This window comes from Arthrobacter sp. NPDC056886 (assembly GCF_042788715.1).
In the GTDB taxonomy this organism is placed as follows: domain Bacteria; phylum Actinomycetota; class Actinomycetes; order Actinomycetales; family Micrococcaceae; genus Arthrobacter.
Map to the genome: position 1 here is coordinate 133,397 of NZ_JBHUBT010000008.1, position 14,797 is coordinate 148,193.

At 63.7% G+C, this 14,797-nt stretch carries 18 protein-coding genes; 9 read left to right on the top strand and 9 right to left on the bottom strand.

Translation table 11 applies throughout. The features are described 5' to 3' along the window. Nucleotides 1–94: 94 nt before the first annotated feature. The 3 genes from ACFRJ8_RS15065 to ACFRJ8_RS15075 form a co-directional block, all read right to left on the bottom strand. A complete protein-coding gene (locus tag ACFRJ8_RS15065; protein WP_377986959.1) occupies nucleotides 95–292 on the bottom strand; it encodes a hypothetical protein in 198 nt (65 codons plus the stop codon). Nucleotides 293–407: 115 nt separating this feature from the next. Then, on the bottom strand, nucleotides 408–1,367 hold the full coding sequence (locus ACFRJ8_RS15070) for a C2 family cysteine protease (RefSeq protein ID WP_377986960.1): 960 nt from the start codon (nucleotides 1,365–1,367) through the stop codon (nucleotides 408–410). Between the two features lie 9 nt (nucleotides 1,368–1,376). Further along, nucleotides 1,377–1,586 carry a DNA/RNA non-specific endonuclease gene (locus ACFRJ8_RS15075; protein WP_377986961.1) on the bottom strand — a complete coding sequence of 70 codons (210 nt, stop codon included), beginning with the start codon at nucleotides 1,584–1,586 and terminating at the stop codon, nucleotides 1,377–1,379. A gap of 52 nt (nucleotides 1,587–1,638) precedes the next feature. Here ACFRJ8_RS15075 and ACFRJ8_RS15080 point away from each other — a divergent pair, with 52 nt between their 5' ends. After that, complete coding sequence (locus tag ACFRJ8_RS15080) at nucleotides 1,639–1,902, top strand: hypothetical protein (protein ID WP_377986962.1); 264 nt, start codon at nucleotides 1,639–1,641, stop codon at nucleotides 1,900–1,902. Between the two features lie 136 nt (nucleotides 1,903–2,038). Here ACFRJ8_RS15080 and ACFRJ8_RS15085 read toward each other — a convergent pair whose 3' ends face one another. From ACFRJ8_RS15085 to ACFRJ8_RS15100, 4 genes are all read right to left on the bottom strand, one after another. Beyond that, on the bottom strand, nucleotides 2,039–2,620 hold the full coding sequence (locus ACFRJ8_RS15085; RefSeq protein ID WP_377986963.1) for an NADPH-dependent FMN reductase: 582 nt from the start codon (nucleotides 2,618–2,620) through the stop codon (nucleotides 2,039–2,041). Nucleotides 2,621–2,656: 36 nt separating this feature from the next. Next, the gene (locus tag ACFRJ8_RS15090; protein WP_377986964.1) at nucleotides 2,657–3,595 is read right to left on the bottom strand and encodes an NADP-dependent oxidoreductase; all 939 of its coding nucleotides are present in this window, start codon (nucleotides 3,593–3,595) and stop codon (nucleotides 2,657–2,659) included. Between the two features lie 199 nt (nucleotides 3,596–3,794). Continuing rightward, nucleotides 3,795–4,646, bottom strand: coding sequence for an NmrA/HSCARG family protein (locus ACFRJ8_RS15095; protein WP_377986965.1), 852 nt, complete (start codon nucleotides 4,644–4,646; stop codon nucleotides 3,795–3,797). Nucleotides 4,647–4,761: 115 nt separating this feature from the next. Then, a complete protein-coding gene (locus ACFRJ8_RS15100; protein WP_377986966.1) occupies nucleotides 4,762–5,226 on the bottom strand; it encodes a DUF6069 family protein in 465 nt (154 codons plus the stop codon). A 93-nt stretch (nucleotides 5,227–5,319) separates the two neighbouring features. On the opposite strand from ACFRJ8_RS15100, the gene ACFRJ8_RS15105 reads away from it, so the two are divergent. Beyond that, nucleotides 5,320–5,781 (top strand): MarR family winged helix-turn-helix transcriptional regulator, encoded by a 462-nt coding sequence (locus ACFRJ8_RS15105; RefSeq protein ID WP_377986967.1) that lies wholly within the window; start codon nucleotides 5,320–5,322, stop codon nucleotides 5,779–5,781. Between the two features lie 599 nt (nucleotides 5,782–6,380). Then, entirely contained in the window at nucleotides 6,381–6,812 is a 432-nt protein-coding gene (locus ACFRJ8_RS15110) for a hypothetical protein (protein WP_377986968.1), read from the top strand. A 191-nt stretch (nucleotides 6,813–7,003) separates the two neighbouring features. Here the strand turns inward: ACFRJ8_RS15110 and ACFRJ8_RS15115 are convergent, their stop codons facing one another. Then, nucleotides 7,004–7,744 (bottom strand): DNA/RNA non-specific endonuclease, encoded by a 741-nt coding sequence (locus tag ACFRJ8_RS15115; protein WP_377987116.1) that lies wholly within the window; start codon nucleotides 7,742–7,744, stop codon nucleotides 7,004–7,006. On the opposite strand from ACFRJ8_RS15115, the gene ACFRJ8_RS15120 reads away from it, so the two are divergent. Further along, nucleotides 7,743–7,892 carry a hypothetical protein gene (locus ACFRJ8_RS15120; protein ID WP_377986969.1) on the top strand — a complete coding sequence of 50 codons (150 nt, stop codon included), beginning with the start codon at nucleotides 7,743–7,745 and terminating at the stop codon, nucleotides 7,890–7,892. The genes ACFRJ8_RS15115 and ACFRJ8_RS15120 overlap by 2 nt on opposite strands. A gap of 629 nt (nucleotides 7,893–8,521) precedes the next feature. Here ACFRJ8_RS15120 and ACFRJ8_RS15125 read toward each other — a convergent pair. After that, complete coding sequence (locus ACFRJ8_RS15125) at nucleotides 8,522–8,935, bottom strand: PRC-barrel domain-containing protein (protein WP_377986970.1); 414 nt, start codon at nucleotides 8,933–8,935, stop codon at nucleotides 8,522–8,524. A gap of 317 nt (nucleotides 8,936–9,252) precedes the next feature. Between ACFRJ8_RS15125 and ACFRJ8_RS15130 the strand changes: the two genes are divergently transcribed. The 5 genes from ACFRJ8_RS15130 (at nucleotide 9,253) to ACFRJ8_RS15150 (ending at nucleotide 14,663) form a co-directional block, all read left to right on the top strand. Continuing rightward, a complete protein-coding gene (locus tag ACFRJ8_RS15130) occupies nucleotides 9,253–10,227 on the top strand; it encodes a CorA family divalent cation transporter (RefSeq protein WP_377986971.1) in 975 nt (324 codons plus the stop codon). A 15-nt stretch (nucleotides 10,228–10,242) separates the two neighbouring features. Beyond that, nucleotides 10,243–11,187 (top strand): helix-turn-helix domain-containing protein, encoded by a 945-nt coding sequence (locus tag ACFRJ8_RS15135; protein WP_377986972.1) that lies wholly within the window; start codon nucleotides 10,243–10,245, stop codon nucleotides 11,185–11,187. A 269-nt stretch (nucleotides 11,188–11,456) separates the two neighbouring features. After that, on the top strand, nucleotides 11,457–11,714 hold the full coding sequence (locus ACFRJ8_RS15140; protein WP_377986973.1) for a hypothetical protein: 258 nt from the start codon (nucleotides 11,457–11,459) through the stop codon (nucleotides 11,712–11,714). Between the two features lie 71 nt (nucleotides 11,715–11,785). Then, nucleotides 11,786–12,964 carry a PucR family transcriptional regulator gene (locus ACFRJ8_RS15145; RefSeq protein ID WP_377986974.1) on the top strand — a complete coding sequence of 393 codons (1,179 nt, stop codon included), beginning with the start codon at nucleotides 11,786–11,788 and terminating at the stop codon, nucleotides 12,962–12,964. A gap of 361 nt (nucleotides 12,965–13,325) precedes the next feature. Continuing rightward, nucleotides 13,326–14,663 (top strand): alpha-amylase family glycosyl hydrolase, encoded by a 1,338-nt coding sequence (locus ACFRJ8_RS15150; RefSeq protein WP_377986975.1) that lies wholly within the window; start codon nucleotides 13,326–13,328, stop codon nucleotides 14,661–14,663. The last annotated feature ends 134 nt before the right edge of the window (nucleotides 14,664–14,797 follow it).

Below are 14,797 nucleotides of genomic sequence, written 5' to 3' on the forward strand. Positions count from 1 at the left end.
CAAGGGCCTCGCGCAGGTTCGGTTCGGGTTCCGTGCGGCCTGCACGGCGCCCGCCCGTCTCCGGTGCGGCGTAGAGCCGGGTTGGTGTGGACGGTTAGACGTCAGGGGATCTTTCCGTGGCCGGGGGGTGTTCTGCGGCCAGGTGGTGTGCTTCCTTGAGATGGCGTGCGAGCTTTTCTTCGGCGGCCGCGCGCCGTTGCCCGATGGTGCGCATCTGGTGCGTGGTCAGATCCTCGCGGCGCGTCCACGGGGCGGCACGTTGTGCCGGGCCGGGTTCGGCGTGTTCGCTCATGACCGCATCGTCGCACACGATTTTTCGGGGCAAAAGGCACAATTTTGCAACGTTCCGGAAATGCCGGCGTTCCCCGATGGATCGCGGAACCGGCCCGGGGTTCAGCAGTCTGGTCTTAGGGATATGTCGGTATCGCGATGTACTGGTTGATGTTCGTGGACCGGAAGGTCTCAAACGACAGCGTCTCCTGGCCTCCCTCCGGATCTGCCACCACGACGGTTTGGTCGGAGGAATTCACGCCCAGCAATGCGTAGGCGTGGTTGGATACCAGCTTGCCGTCGGAGTTGGAGGTCCCCAGCGTTACGAGGCCTTGCTCAAAGTCCTGCTGCATCTGTTCAAAGCTCACTCCCGTCATCGGGCCGCCTGGGTTGCGGTCGATGGGCACCTCGCCGGTGATGGCATAGAGGGCGTTATGGACATCGTGGTCCTGAATGTCGCTGAGGTCGGTGCCCTCGATGCCCTTATAGCTGTTGCCGTTCGCCGCCGCCCATCCTTTTTCGATAATCGCCGCCCAGGACACGTTCTTGCCGTCGATATTTTCGATGCCATTTTGGAAGGGTTTGCCGCGGCGGTACGGGAGGTCACCGTTGACCGTCACCTTTACCGGATTGGGCTCGCCGTTGTACTTGCTGTGGAATGAAACGGTGTAGGTGCCGTCGTCGTTGTCATGAACCATGTTCAAGATGGTCTCGGGCGCTTTGGCGGCCACTGTCAGCAGGGCTGCCAGGAAATAGCAGTCTCCGGTGTCGCCCTGGGCGATGTTCGTCAGGTCGCCGGAAATATCCGGGTTGCCGGCGCTGTCGAGTGCAAACAGCACCTGATCCGGGACTGTCTGGTAGGTGGCGCGCCCAGACACCATTGGATCACTCCAGGGAAGCCCCGACGGTCCCAGAACCGGCGTAGCGGTCGTCCGGTAAATCCAAATGTACGCAATTCCAAGAATTACGATCAGGACGATTAGTGAGTAAGAGACAATGCTGCGAAATTTGGCTGACATGGTGCGGGGGACCTTTCCCCGGCGGGCCGCGTCAGTGTCAGGGGCCGCCAGATCCGGCTGGTCGTCGATGAGTCCCATGGGCTAAGGCTACGGATCCAACCCTTGGTTAAACTTGGCCGCCTGCGGGGCTGCGCTCGTGTAGTGGAAGGTGTCCGCGTTGGCCCGGGCGGCTTCCGCCCTCGTGTCGCCCCATACCGCTGATGCCCTGCGGACGAGATGGCCGCGGATTGATCCGTCCCCGGCCCATGGCCCCTTCCGTGGTTGACCACACGGGCGTAGCTTGACTCTGTCCGGCATCGCCCACTCCCATGGATGGCGCGCAAGGCAACATGATTCTTAGGAGCCCGGGATGGCACTGTTACTGATACTGCACCGCGTCGCCGACTACGAGGCCTGGCGAAAGGTCTACGATTCCGTATCAGACATGCCGGTATTCGGCGGGATTAGGCGCGAGTCCGTGCACCGCATGGTTGGTGATCCGAACAACGTTCTCGTGCTCCACTACTTCGATTCCGTGGACGAGGCCCGCGCTTTCACGACCCTGCCGGAACTGAAGGAGGCTATGCAGCGGGCCGGCGTCCAGGGCGAACCGCGCTTCGAGCTCTACGAATAGGGAATAGCAGGGCTTGTGGGCGTGGATGACGATGGCGAATAAGACGCAGCTCCCAGGACCTCTGGGTGCTACCGGCCGGAATTTGTGCCCGTTGCCCCCTGGCGGCGGCACGGCGGTGGACGCGGTCCGCGGTTCGCTAGTCGTCGGCGGCGCGGGCGGTGGCGAGGGCGCGCACCCACCATTCCAGCCCGTCGGCGAGGGCTTTGAGCTTGGGTTCGATGGGTTCGAACACGCTGAAGTCAGTTGGATCCTTGGACTGCATTGCGGGACGGATGACCTCGGGGAGGATGTGCACGGCGTTGCGCAGCGGGGCCATTTCCAGTTCGATGGCGACCAGTCGTAACTGTTCGATCACGCGGGCCCCGCCTACGCCCCCCCATCCGACGTAGGCCACCGGTTTGCGGTGCCATTCGATGTGTGTGTGGTCGATGGCGTTCTTCAGCACGGCCGGATAGCCGTGGTTGTACTCGCCGGTCAGGATGACGAATCCGTCGGCCTCGTCCAGCTTGTGGCCCAGGCGGGCGATGTCGGCGGTGGGGTAGTTTCGCAGCGTGACGGAGGGCGGGAGTTGATCGAAGAAGGGCAGTGGGTAGTCCCGCAAATCCAGAAGTTCCGCGTCGAACCGGTGGTCTTTGAGCCGTTGCAGCACCCACGGGGACACCCGTTCATTGAAGCGTCCGGTCCTCGTGGTGCCCATGATGACCTGGATCTTGGCCATTGTCTTCTTACACCTGCCTTGCTGTACTTTGGTCGTTCACGGTTCCAGCACCAATTTGCCGTGGGTGTGGCGCTGTTCGAGCTCCCGGAACGCGTCCCGCACATCGTCGAGGGCGAAGACTCCGGCGATCGGCACTTCCAGCTCACCCCGTGCGATGAGGTCCGCCAGTTCGGCGACCACCGCTGCGGTCGCGGCTTCCGCGCCGCCTGCCGACTGGACCCCGAACCGGTCCACGGCGTCGAAGTCGGCGATGGTGTCAACCCTGTCGCGCGGGACGTTGAGCTCCTCGACCGCCATGGCGACATATCCGCCGCCGAAGAAATCCAGCAGGGCGTTGATGTGTCCGGACGGTGCTGCGGCGCGCAGCCGGGCCGGCATGTCATCGCCATAGTTGACCGGGACCGCGCCGTGGTCGGCGAGCCATGCGTCGTTGGACGGCCCGGCGATGCCGAGGACCGTTGCCCCGGCGCGTCGGGCGAGTTGAACCGCGATCGAACCGACGCCGCCGGCGGCATTCGCGATCGCTACCGTGTCTCCCGGCGCGAGGTGCACCGCCCGTACCGCGCCGTAGGCGGTGGCGCCTGCGACAAACAGTGAGCCGGCCACCTCCCAGGGAACTTCCGGCGGCTTGGGCGTCAACTGGTTTGCCGGCACCGTGACGTATTCGGCCTGGCTGGAGCGCCGCATGGAGAATCCGATCACCTCGTCGCCGACGGCGACAACGGTGACGCCGGAACCGAGTTCGGCCACCACGCCGGCCAGGTCGCTGCCCTGCCCGGACGGAAACGTGCCAGGGAAAAGATCGTGCAGGGCACCCGTGCGGATCACCGCCTCGCTGATGTTGATGCCGGCGGCCCTGACCTGGACCAGAACCTCCCCGGCTGCCGGGATAGGGCGGGGCACGTCGCGGACCTCGAGGACGTCGATGCCGCCGTAGGAATCGAACTGCACTGCTTTGGACATGTCGTTGGTCATGGGGTGTTCCTTTCCGGTGAGCTGTTTTTGATCGGGCCGTAGGCGCGGTTCTTGAGTGTCTGTGTGCATCGGGCCGGGCGCGGTCGGGATAGTTGCGATAAGGCGTCCTGCATTTGTTCCCGCTTCAGCGGCGGTCGTCGCCCACGGGACGTTTTGTTTTTCGCGGAGCATCGTGGTCACGGCGGCCGCCAGTAGTTGCTCAGCCGAGGTCCGATTGGCGCGCGAGCCACCGCTGCAGATCTTCGGCATCGGGCACGAGCTCGCGGGTGCGACCGAAGTCGGCGCGATAAGACGGCGGCGTTGCGAACCAGCGAAACATCCTCTTGACGTCCTCGTTTGGGCCGAAGACGTCCAGGGGTACCTGGACGAACGTGGCGGGAGCACCGATTCGATGTGAGACCAGTTCTGCGATCTGATCGCCGGTGACCTCGTCACCGGCGATCTCGACCGGCGCCGTGTCGGGGTTCCGTTGCGCAAGAAGGGTGGCGGCCGCTTTGCCGATGTCTCGCACCGAGATCATCTGCAGCGGCACGTCGCCGGGCATGGGCATTCGGACGAGCAGTTGGTCACCGTCGCGGGCGATCATGCCGAGCAGGTTCTCCATGAAGAACGTCGGCCGGAGGAAGTTCACCGGGACCGAGTCCATGAGGATTTCCTCGATGCGCCTCTTGCTCTCGAAGTGAGGGATACCGGTATTGCGGTCGGCTCCGCCGACGGAGCTGTAAACCAGGAACGGCAGCTGTGCTCCCCGTGCCGCTTCACGGATCGCCTGGCCGTGCGAGATCTCGCTTTCGGTGCCACGGGGTCCGGTGATGCTGGTCATCGCGAACCCCGCGCCGGCACCTTCAAGAGCGCTGCGGAGGGACTCGGGGGCATCCAGGTCGGCAGCGACCACGGCCACCCCCCGCTCAGCCAATGCGCGTGCCGGGCCGCTGTCCACAGTGCGGGTCAGCGCCCGGACCGACTTCTGGCGATCTAGCAGCGCGTCGACAGTTGCCGAGCCCTGCTGACCGGTGGCTCCGACGACCGCGATCTCGTCGGTGGTGTTCATCGCTTGTTCCTAAATGTGTAGGCGTCCGGGGTTGGTGACCTGGGCGTAGCTGATGAGTTGTTGCTGCTTGTCCGGCCTGGTGCAGGCAGTCCCCAGTCCGCGACTGCTTGTTCCCTCATGTTCCCGCCCCGATCCTCCGCTTCCTGGCGGCCGTCCGTTGTCCGGCTCTGGGCAGGCCGACGATCAGGACTCCAGCCACGGCCAGGTGCATCAGGGACAGAGTTGTTGTCACGGCCACCGTGGTCCCGCCAACAATGGGTCCGTACAGCGAGAGCACGAGCACCGCGGCGGCCAAGACTCTCCACACGGAAACTCCTGACCTCAGGAAATGCCTGGACACCCCCAGCAATGCCCAGGCGAACAGGCCAGCGACCAGCGGCGCCGCCGCGACCGAAACCGGCGACACGGTCTGCGGCGGAGTGCCGGGAAATTCGACAACCAACGCAATGCCCAGCACAGGCACGGCAATGACCCAGATGAAGAGAGCCGCCAGGGCCGACAGCACTACCCATCCAAATGACGGGATCGGCTGCAGGCTGACCGCACTGTTCTTGCCTGCACGCTCCGAGACGATGCCCATAACCGACTCCTCTTCAGTCCGCCTTGATATAGTTAGGCGTCTAACGATATGGATTAAGGTTAGGCGCCTAACTAATCGGTGACAAGAGGTTCGATGGACAACGAGCAGGCCTTTGCCCTCAATCGGGCTATCCGTACGATTGGCATGCGGCACCGGACCCTGGCCGCTGCCGAGCTGAACCGCATTGGCCTCTCCGTCGGCCAGGAGATTTTGATCATGGAACTGGCGAATCTAGGGCCCCGCACGCAGGCGCAACTCGCCGCAGCCGCCAGCTGCGAAGCCCCGACCATAACCTCCGCCGTACGGAAGCTTGAAGCGCTGGGACTAGTCAGCCGGCGCCCATCCACCGAGGACCGGCGTGCGACGGTGGTGGAGCTGACTGCCGAGGGCGAGGCGCTGCTCGGCGGGGTGTTAGCTGCTTGGAAGGATCTGGCCGAGGCGACGGTGGTCGGTTTGTCCCGGACCGGGGTGGAAGAGTTGATCGGGGCACTGGCTGACCTGGCCGAGAGCCTGGAGACCGCGACTCGCGATCTGGACGCCCCCGGGCCTGCCTGATACGGCGGTGACCGTTGGGGTGCGGTCGTCCACCGGCGGGCTCGTCTGGCTGGACCGGTCCGCAAAAGCGCAGCCTTGGCACAGGCGCCCCGGGCGGCTCAGGCGGGCGATGACAGGGGCGGGCTGCGCACGACGCCCGAACCAGGCGATGACAAGGGCGGCCTGAGGCAGGCACAGGCGCCCCGGGCGGCTCAGGCGGGCGATGACAGGGGCGGGCTGCGCACGACGCCCGAACCAGGCGATGACAAGGGCGGCCTGAGGCAGGCACAGGCGCCCCGGGCGGCTCAGGCGGGCGATGACAAGGGCGGGCTGCGCACGACGCCCGAACCAGGCGATGACAAGGGCGGCCTGAGGCAGGCGCCGGAACCGGGGGATGACAGCGGTGGCCATGGTGGCCGCGGCAGCGACGACTGAACCCTGGCCTGGCTGACTGTCCAGCAATCCTGCAACCCCAAGGTGGTCCTCCTGCACCTGGCGTAGAGGAGGACCGTCTTTGGTTCCGACCCACTGCGTGGACACCTAGAGGCGGGCACGAGTCGTGGACAAACCTTGGATCTCCCTGGCTTCATTCTTTTCTCTGGCCGTCCTACAGTTGAGCCATGAAAAGTTGGGCAGCCCTCGCACTTTCAATTGCCGGGATCCTCTTTATCGGCTCCGCCGCCCTCGCCGTGAATATCTACACCCTCAACGGCTCACACACATCAACCCTCGGCAACGCCGGCAACGTCCTGCTGCCGGACCCTTCGGTCACAACAACCGGCGCCCCAGCCCACGTCCCGACCAACACCGTGGCCAGCCCCAAAGCAGCACCAAAGGCGCCGAGCGCAGCGGGCAGCGGCAAGAATGGGGTCAACAGGAAAGCTGTACCATCCAAGAAGCCGTCCCCAGCTCCTGCGCCGACGAGCAACCAGGCAGCCCCCGTCACGGTCCAGCCTGATCCCGGCAGCGGCGGAACCATCGCCACCCAGCCAGGTGATGACAAGGGAGGTCTCCGCGGCGGAGGCGGCGGTGGCCACGGCAGTGACGATTGAGCTAGCCCGGACCACTGTTTGAGTACCTAGCGACCCAAGATTTTGTCCCATGTCGTCATGGCGCAGGGCTTTGAGGCAGGCGGCCAGTTGGGGCTGGTCATCCCTCGTTCGGCAGCGAATCGTGCGTACATGGTACCTGCGTGCGCTCCGCTGGCCGTAGGCTCCCTCCGTGCAGTTCGCGCCGCGACTTCCTAGTCGTTTGGATCGAAGTCGAGATCGAGGTCCCGCGGTGTTCTGAGTCGCCGCCAGGTTGAGGCGACCCCGGCGGTGGGCAGGGTTGACGCGATGGGCATCCGGTCCACGGCGGTCAGTTGTTCCAGGTCTAGCCCGGTCAGTACCGCGATGTCTCTGATGAGTACCTGGAATGTTCGGAACGGACCCAATGGGGGAGCCTCGTCCAGTGCTCCAGGCCGGGGTACGTCCGGGAGGTCCGCCAGCTGTGGCGTCTGGTCCACGACGTATCCGGTGGCGGCGAGGGAGCCGTGGTGCATGAAGGCGGCAGCTTTGAAGAACTTCAGCGGAATCTGCACGCCGCGGTAGACGGGGTCGGTGTCACCGAAGATCGGGCCCGTGAAAACGACGAGACGCCGGCTGTTGTCGGCTGCGTTGTCCTGCAGGTAGGACTCCAGGCCGAGCCAGAGGTCCATACCCTGGTTAAACTTGGCCGCCTGCGGGGCTGCATTCGTGTAGTGGAACGTGTCTGCGTTGGCCCGAGCGGCTTCCTCGAGGGTGTCGCCCCATACTGCTGATGCCCTGCGGACGAGGTGGCCGCGGTCGATGTCGTTGCCGGCGTAGACCATCTCACCCCTCTGCTGGTCCGCGCGCAGCCGCGGATCCAATCTCCACTGGATCCCGGACCGGCCCAGATCGATCAACTTGGTGCCGTCCATTCCGAGCGCAGTGACCGCGGCCAGACGCTTGTCCAGCCGCATGAGCACAGAAAAGTGGGTGTTGGGGGAGCAGGACCAATTCGACGCCCTCGAGGGCCGGAATGCCAACCCCGACACCCAGGAACTGTTCATCGAACCCGGGACGATCGGAAAGATCCTCCACGTTCAATGCGAGCTGGGCCTGCACTAGTTCATCCATGGGCAGACCGTATCAGCGCCCGGCGACAGAAGGAGATACACCTCCCGACTAGCTTTCTGGGTTTCCACTATCCCTCTCGTAACCCGATTTAGGGCTCTTGAGCGCCCGTTCAGTTTCGAGAACCATTTGTGGAATCGCAGATAGGAGGATCCTCGGCTAACGGCGGTGTTGCCGATTCTCGATTCGAAGCGCTCTCCAAATCCTTCGTCGGCAATGTCCCGCTGCACAACCGCAGCGTAACTGGCGGTGTGCCTGGATGGGATGCCGACGTATTCATCCAGTGCAAAGCCCCTTGCGTTGGACAGATCGACGTCGCCAATTTGGCGCATGGCCGCGAGCTCTGAGTAGATCCCGGAAGGCGAGGATCCGTCGGAATCGTCCGTCCTAACGAATTCTTGACGCGGCCGGGTCGAGTCCTGACGCCTCCCTAAACTCAGAGCATGCTGTCCGACACGCTACGGACCGGCGGGGCGGGGGTCTTGCGTATTCCTGCACGAAATTCGCCAATTTGTGCACTGGGCGTGCCGTACGGCAGTCCCGCGCGTCGCGGTTAGACTGCATGCCCCGAAAGGGGCCGGCCGACCAGAGAACTTCGCAGGTCTCTGGCCGGGCCGGTCGAGTCACACGTAGTAGGGGTATGCCGGGTAGACGTACTCGTCGTACCAGTAAGGCGAGTAGCCGTAGTAGCCGTAGACGTCGACGTAGTAGGCCTCGTCATAGACCAGCGTCGGGTCGTATGCCGGCGCGGCACCGATCTTGTCCTTGTCTCGGTCGATCACGACCTCGTCGGCCGTGATCCGCGCGACGGCGTCAACTGGGATTGCCGACGTGGTCTTGGTGAAGAGGTGGCCGTGGCCGACCACCAGTGCACGAACTTTGTTCGTCGTCAGGTCGACCAGGAGATCGTTGACTTTTCCGAGGTCCTCTCCGGTACTGTCTACGACCTTGCGTCCGCGGATGTCCGCGTCGGGGTCGAGCGTCACCTCGTACGTGTCGCTCAGCCTGACGAGTTCGTTGGGGTTGTATGTGGTCATTTGTCCTTCTCCTGACTTCGGTGTTGAGAGGCGTCGAATGCTCGATGCGTTAACCACGCTAGGAACGGACGTGGCCGGAGTCTTGAACGAACGTGAATGACAAATCTCCAATTCGTGTACGCCTCCGCGGCGACGGTCTGATCGAAGTCATAGGTCTGAGCACCTGGGCGTTCGACGTAGGAGTATCGGTTGTTCCGGAGCACATTTTCGGGCACCTGATCGTGTTAACGGTTCCATTGCCCGCCCGGCCGACGCCAGCCAATATTGGTTCTGTCACCCCTCAAACCCCCTGATCGGAGCCGTTCAGCATGCAACGAGTGATTCGTGGATTCGACGCAAACGGTGGGCGGACCAGCGCTGAGAGTCTGCCCGGTCAGGGGGTCGTCGTCGCGAGCACGAACGGTGGCTTTGTCTGGGTGGACGTTTCGGGTCTCGACGCCGCGGAAATGATGGAGCTGGGCAAGGAACTCGGTCTGCATCCGCTGGCCGTCGAGGATGCAACAGCCAGTCGGCTGCAGCCCAAAGTGCAGTGGTTCGAACAACACCTTTTCATCGTGATGTGGGAAGTCCGATCCGCGATATCCTCGGACGAATCGGTTATCATCGAGACCTTCATTTTCGCTCGCCCCGGTCTCCTCGTCACAGTTCAACGGGGATCGGCGGAGCAGCAACCGGTCGACCTCTCATCCGTTCTCGAAAATGCGCCAACGGGCCTGGCGGGCGGCGTGATGAGCGGAGTTCACGCGATCGTTTCGAGCATCATCGATGGATACATCGTTGCGACGAGCCTGAACGAATCCGAGTTGGAAGAACTCGAGGACCAGGTGTTTGACGAGGCCGTCCAGGATGAGCCGAAACGTATCTACGAGCTGCGCAAGCGGATCGGCAAAGTGACGCGGGCCGTCTCTACTCTCGCGATCGCGTTCTCCAACAACAAAGATCGGCTCGATGAACTTACGGCCGGGAATCGTGATCTCGAACCGTTCGTTCAGGATCTCATCGACGACCTGACGGGAGTCAATCAGCTTTGCGCCGACCAGGAGGTCGCTCTCGACGGCGTAATCTCCACTCACGAGAACGCGATTGCGAGCGCCCAAGGCGTCGACTCCCGAAAGATCTCCGCGATCGCGGCGATGCTTGCGATTCCGGCAGTTATCTCCGGCCTCTACGGAATGAACTTCACGAACCTTCCCGGCACGAACTGGCCTTATGGGTGGGTGGTAATCGCCCTCGTCATCGTCCTCATCGAGGTTTGGGCGTACATCCTGTTCAAGCAACGCGCATGGTTGTAGGAAGTAGCCCCAGCAATGGTGTTGCATTCGCTCTTCGATGTGCCGCAGCGTCAGCGCGCCGAGGCGCTGAGGTCCTCGTTTCGAGACGGAGATGCTTCCGCCGAGTTCCGAGTCGGTCATGATCGCGGCCTCGGCGGCCATTTCGGTGCCAGCCGTATAGGGGAACTCACAGTCGCAGAAGTACTCATAAACGGTGTAGACAGTTCGCTTCATCGACAAGGGAAGCCTGGCGAGGGCGACCTGGAAGTGCTGCTCTTCAATACGACGGACGCGGGCAGAAGCGCTGTTCACCAGAACGGACATCAGGTCTCTCTTCCGCCGGCACATATGGTGCTCACCTCGACCCGGTTCGATCTCGAAGCTCGCCAATGGGGATCCAGCCACCGATACTCGATCGTCATCCCCTACCGGACCTTGGGCTTGCCGGACGAGCTCGTCGACTCACTTGTGGCCTCTCGCCTGCCGATCGATGAGTCGTTGTCTTCGACGGTGTCGGGTTTTCTGATGCGGGCAGTGCACCAGTCGATCAGAGGGGACGCCGCGATGGCTTTGTTTTCCCCACCGATTGTCGACATGGTGCGCAGCGTGATATTGGCAGCGGCAGGTAGTGCCGAACGAGCGAGGGAGCCACTCGCCGACACCCTCTTCCGTCGAATCATGGACTACGTGCGACTACACCTCCTCGACCCCGGACTCTCCGCCGCCGGCATCGCCCACGCGCACGATATCTCCGTCAGATACCTTTATGTGATCTTGGCCCGCGAGAGCCTGTCACTCGGGGCGTGGATCCGCGAACAACGCGCCCATCATGCCGCCGGCCTCCTCACGGATTCGGCCCATAACCTTTCGATCGCCGATATCGCATACCGTACCGGTTACGCGGATCAAGCCCATTTTTCGCGGTCATTCCGCCGCTGGTACGGTACGTCACCGCGGGAGTGGCGACGAAGGCACCGTTAGTCCCGCTACACGCCCCGTGCACCGATACTCCGCCTGCCAGGCCCCCTTCGAGTCGGTGTGGGCAGTCCAGAAGAGCTCCGCGATGATGTCCGGATCAAAATTCTTCCCCGGCTTGACAGTCCGGCGATCGTGATCCTCGCGGCGTCGATGCCGCCGTCCGCACGCCTCACCTGAAGGCGAGAGCCGTCGCGGGGCCTCCTGATTTCTGCTCGCCGAGGAACGGCTGCACGATCGCCAGGACGGTGGTCAGCGCGGCGCCGACTTCGACGATGAACATCACCGTTGTGCCGCACGCCCTTCGGGTTCAGCTTGCGGAACGCGCCGACCAAGCCCGCGATGAGCTGTCGGGCTTTGAATGCACCCGAGGCGCCTGCCCCGCGGGGCTGGTGTTGTATATCCGGGGCAATACCGGGATCGCAGCGGAAGATGCGGTCGTCTCCGCGACTTATGCACTGCGGGAATTGCAGTACACCATCTGGACCAGGCGGACGCCGGGGGCGAGGCCGACCAAAAGTCCGAAAGGGTAGACGACAGGGGGGTAGTCGTGCACAGTTTCGTTACACGCCACTCACTAACTTCGTTCCGGATGGACGACCCCATGACCACATCCAAGCCCCCCGACCTCCTTCCGAGACTTACCGCAACGCTTCTCGACACGGCCGACGACCTTCCCACTCGACTGGCCCAAACCATCAGGCGACGCGTACCCAGCTACCGCCAGCCGTCGGCCGTCACCGACCAGGAGCTTCAGGACTCCTGCACCGCTCATGTCGGCTTCATCTCATCCCTCGGTCTGCCCGATCCAGAACGCGACAAGACCGTCCGGATGATCGGCGCATCGCGTGCCCGAGCGAACTTCCCGCTCCCGGACGTCCTCGATGCGATAAGGGTGGGCTCCGAGTTCATCTGGGGGGAGATCGTCGACCACGCGCGATCGTCCGGGGCCGCATCCGATGCAGAGCTCGTGACCGTCGCCGGACAGGTGTGGTCGATGAGCGACGAATTCGTCGGCCTCATGGGCGCCGGGTATCGCGAAGAGGAAGACCTCCGGCTCATCAACGGCGAGCGCGAACGCTTCGCCCTCATCGACACCGTGCTGAGCGGACACGACCAGCCGAACGCCACTCTCTGGCAGGCGGTCGACAGGCTGGGGCTCCCCCGCGACCGGCCCTATGTCGTCGTCGCGGTTGAGGCGCAAGGAAGCGGCCAGGTTCCGACCCCCCGCATCGACCGGCGGCTCCGGGGAGACAATATGGAGTCAGCCTGGCTGCTGCGCGCCGATGTCGAACTCGGAATCGTCTCCTGTTATCAAGCGCAGATCCACTCCGTGCGGACCTCGCTACAGCACTATCAGGTCCGCGCGGGGATCAGCCCGGTGACCACGGACTTCGGGCACACGCCGCAGGCCGTCCGTCTGGCCCGGACGTCGCTCGCGGCGTCCGGGCACGGCCAAGTGACCTTCTTCTCGGATTCTGCGATCGATACGATGGCCGCCGGTGCGCCCGACGTGGCTTCTGAACTCTCCGCCATCGTGCTGTTCCGGGTCCTGGAACTGCCCGAGACCGACCGCGAGGTGCTGCTCGGCACCGTTCGGACCTGGTTCGGTACGGGCGGCTCCGTGTCAGAGACGGCACGGCAGATGTTCCTGCATCCCAATACGGTGCGCAATCGGCTACGCCGGCTTGAGACGCTCACCCTGAGAAGCCTTTCGGATCCGCGCCAGACCGCCGAGCTTTACCTAGCCGTCGTCTCCCTCCCACGGCGGACCACCGACTAGGAAAAGCCGCTGCGGCAGGATCGGCACTCCCCGCCTAGGACGAAGACTCTGACATCGACACGGCCGCCGGACGCTACCGCACTCCACCGGCCGGGTTCGACTTCTACGACGACCGCTGGAACCCGCATTGCCCGCTTCGTGCCCTCCTTCGCCCACACCGAAACCGACATTGACACGCTGCTGGTGGCACTCCGGGAACGTATGAGCACGCCGTAACAAGTACCGTTTCTTATGTATTCGGCGGATTGGACCCGCCCTCAGCTGCCCCGCGACCGAGCGGGCTCCATCGTTCCTCGGCGCTTCCCGGGTTGCTGCTCCGTGGTCCCCGGTAGGTTGGGGCAGAGACGAAAGGTGAATCACCATGACAGAGCCCGCATGGGTCCAGCACGCCATCTGGTGGCATGTCTATCCTCTCGGCTTCACGGGCGCGGAACCGACTATGCTGGCCGGACAGCCAACGGTGCACCGTCTCCCTCAATTGCACGCCTGGCTCGACTACGCTCTGGAACTTGGGGCATCGGGCCTGGCTCTTGGTCCTGTGTTTACCTCAGAATCGCACGGGTATGACACCACAGATTATTTCCGTATCGATCCCCGGCTCGGCGATGACAGGGACTTTGACGAACTGATCAGGCAGGCCCATGCCCGCGGTCTGAAGGTTCTCCTTGACGGCGTGTTCAACCACGCCGGTCGCGGCTTCGGCCCGTTCCAGGGTGTGCTGGCTGAAGGCCCGGCCGCTCCCACGGCGCCGTGGTTCCGGCTGACCTGGCCGCAGACCGGATGGACGCCCGGGACTGTGCCTGGCTACGAGGATTTCGAGGGCCACCATCACCTCGTCGCACTGAACCATGACGAACCGGAAGTGGCCGGATTCGTTGCCGAGGTCATGAAGCACTGGTTGGGGCGCGGCGCGGACGGCTGGCGGCTGGACGCCGCCTATGCCGTGCCCCCGGCCTTTTGGAAGGCAGTGCTGGCCGACGTGCGCCGCGAATACCCGCAGGCATACTTCGTGGGGGAGTACATCCACGGTGACTATCCCCGGGAAGCGGGCGCCGGAACGTTGGACTCGGTCACACAGTATGAATTGTGGAAGGCCATCTGGAGCTCCCTCAACGACGCCAACTTCTATGAACTCGCTGCAGCCCTGGAACGGCACAACGGCTTCCTCGAGACGTTTGCGCCCTTGACCTTCGTGGGCAACCACGACGTCACCCGCCTTGCGAGCAAGCTGACCAACGCAGATCAGCTCCCGCTCGCGCTGGCGGTGCTCCTGACCGTGGGCGGAACGCCCTCCATCTACTACGGCGACGAGCAGGCCTTCCGTGGCCTTAAGGAAGACCGGGCCGGGGGAGACGACGCTGTCCGCCCCGCCTTCCCTGCCGAACCCTCCGAGCTGGCACAGGTCGGGCGGCCGGTCTACCACCTCCACCAGGAACTGATTGGTCTGCGCCGCAGGCACCCGTGGCTGCACAATGCGCGCACGAAGGTGGTGACGCTCAGCAACGAACACCTTGTGTACGAAGCGAGCAGCAATGGCGCCGCCATCACGGTCGCCCTCAACCTGTCCGGCACGGCCGCTCAACTCCTGGTTCCGTCATCGGCCCGCACCCTGCTGGCCGGCCCGGGAACAAGGCCGTCGGCCCGCAATGAGGTCAACCTTCCCGGTTACGGCTGGGCCGTGCTCGGGACTGTAACCTAGGCCGCTGCACGCAGCACTTATCCCCGCTTTTCACGGGATTTTCCAATGCCATACTGGACTTTCGACGACCTACTTTGACGAAATATCCGCTTTCGGTCTGGACGGTACCCCCAATGGAAGGAAGCGCCCGACGC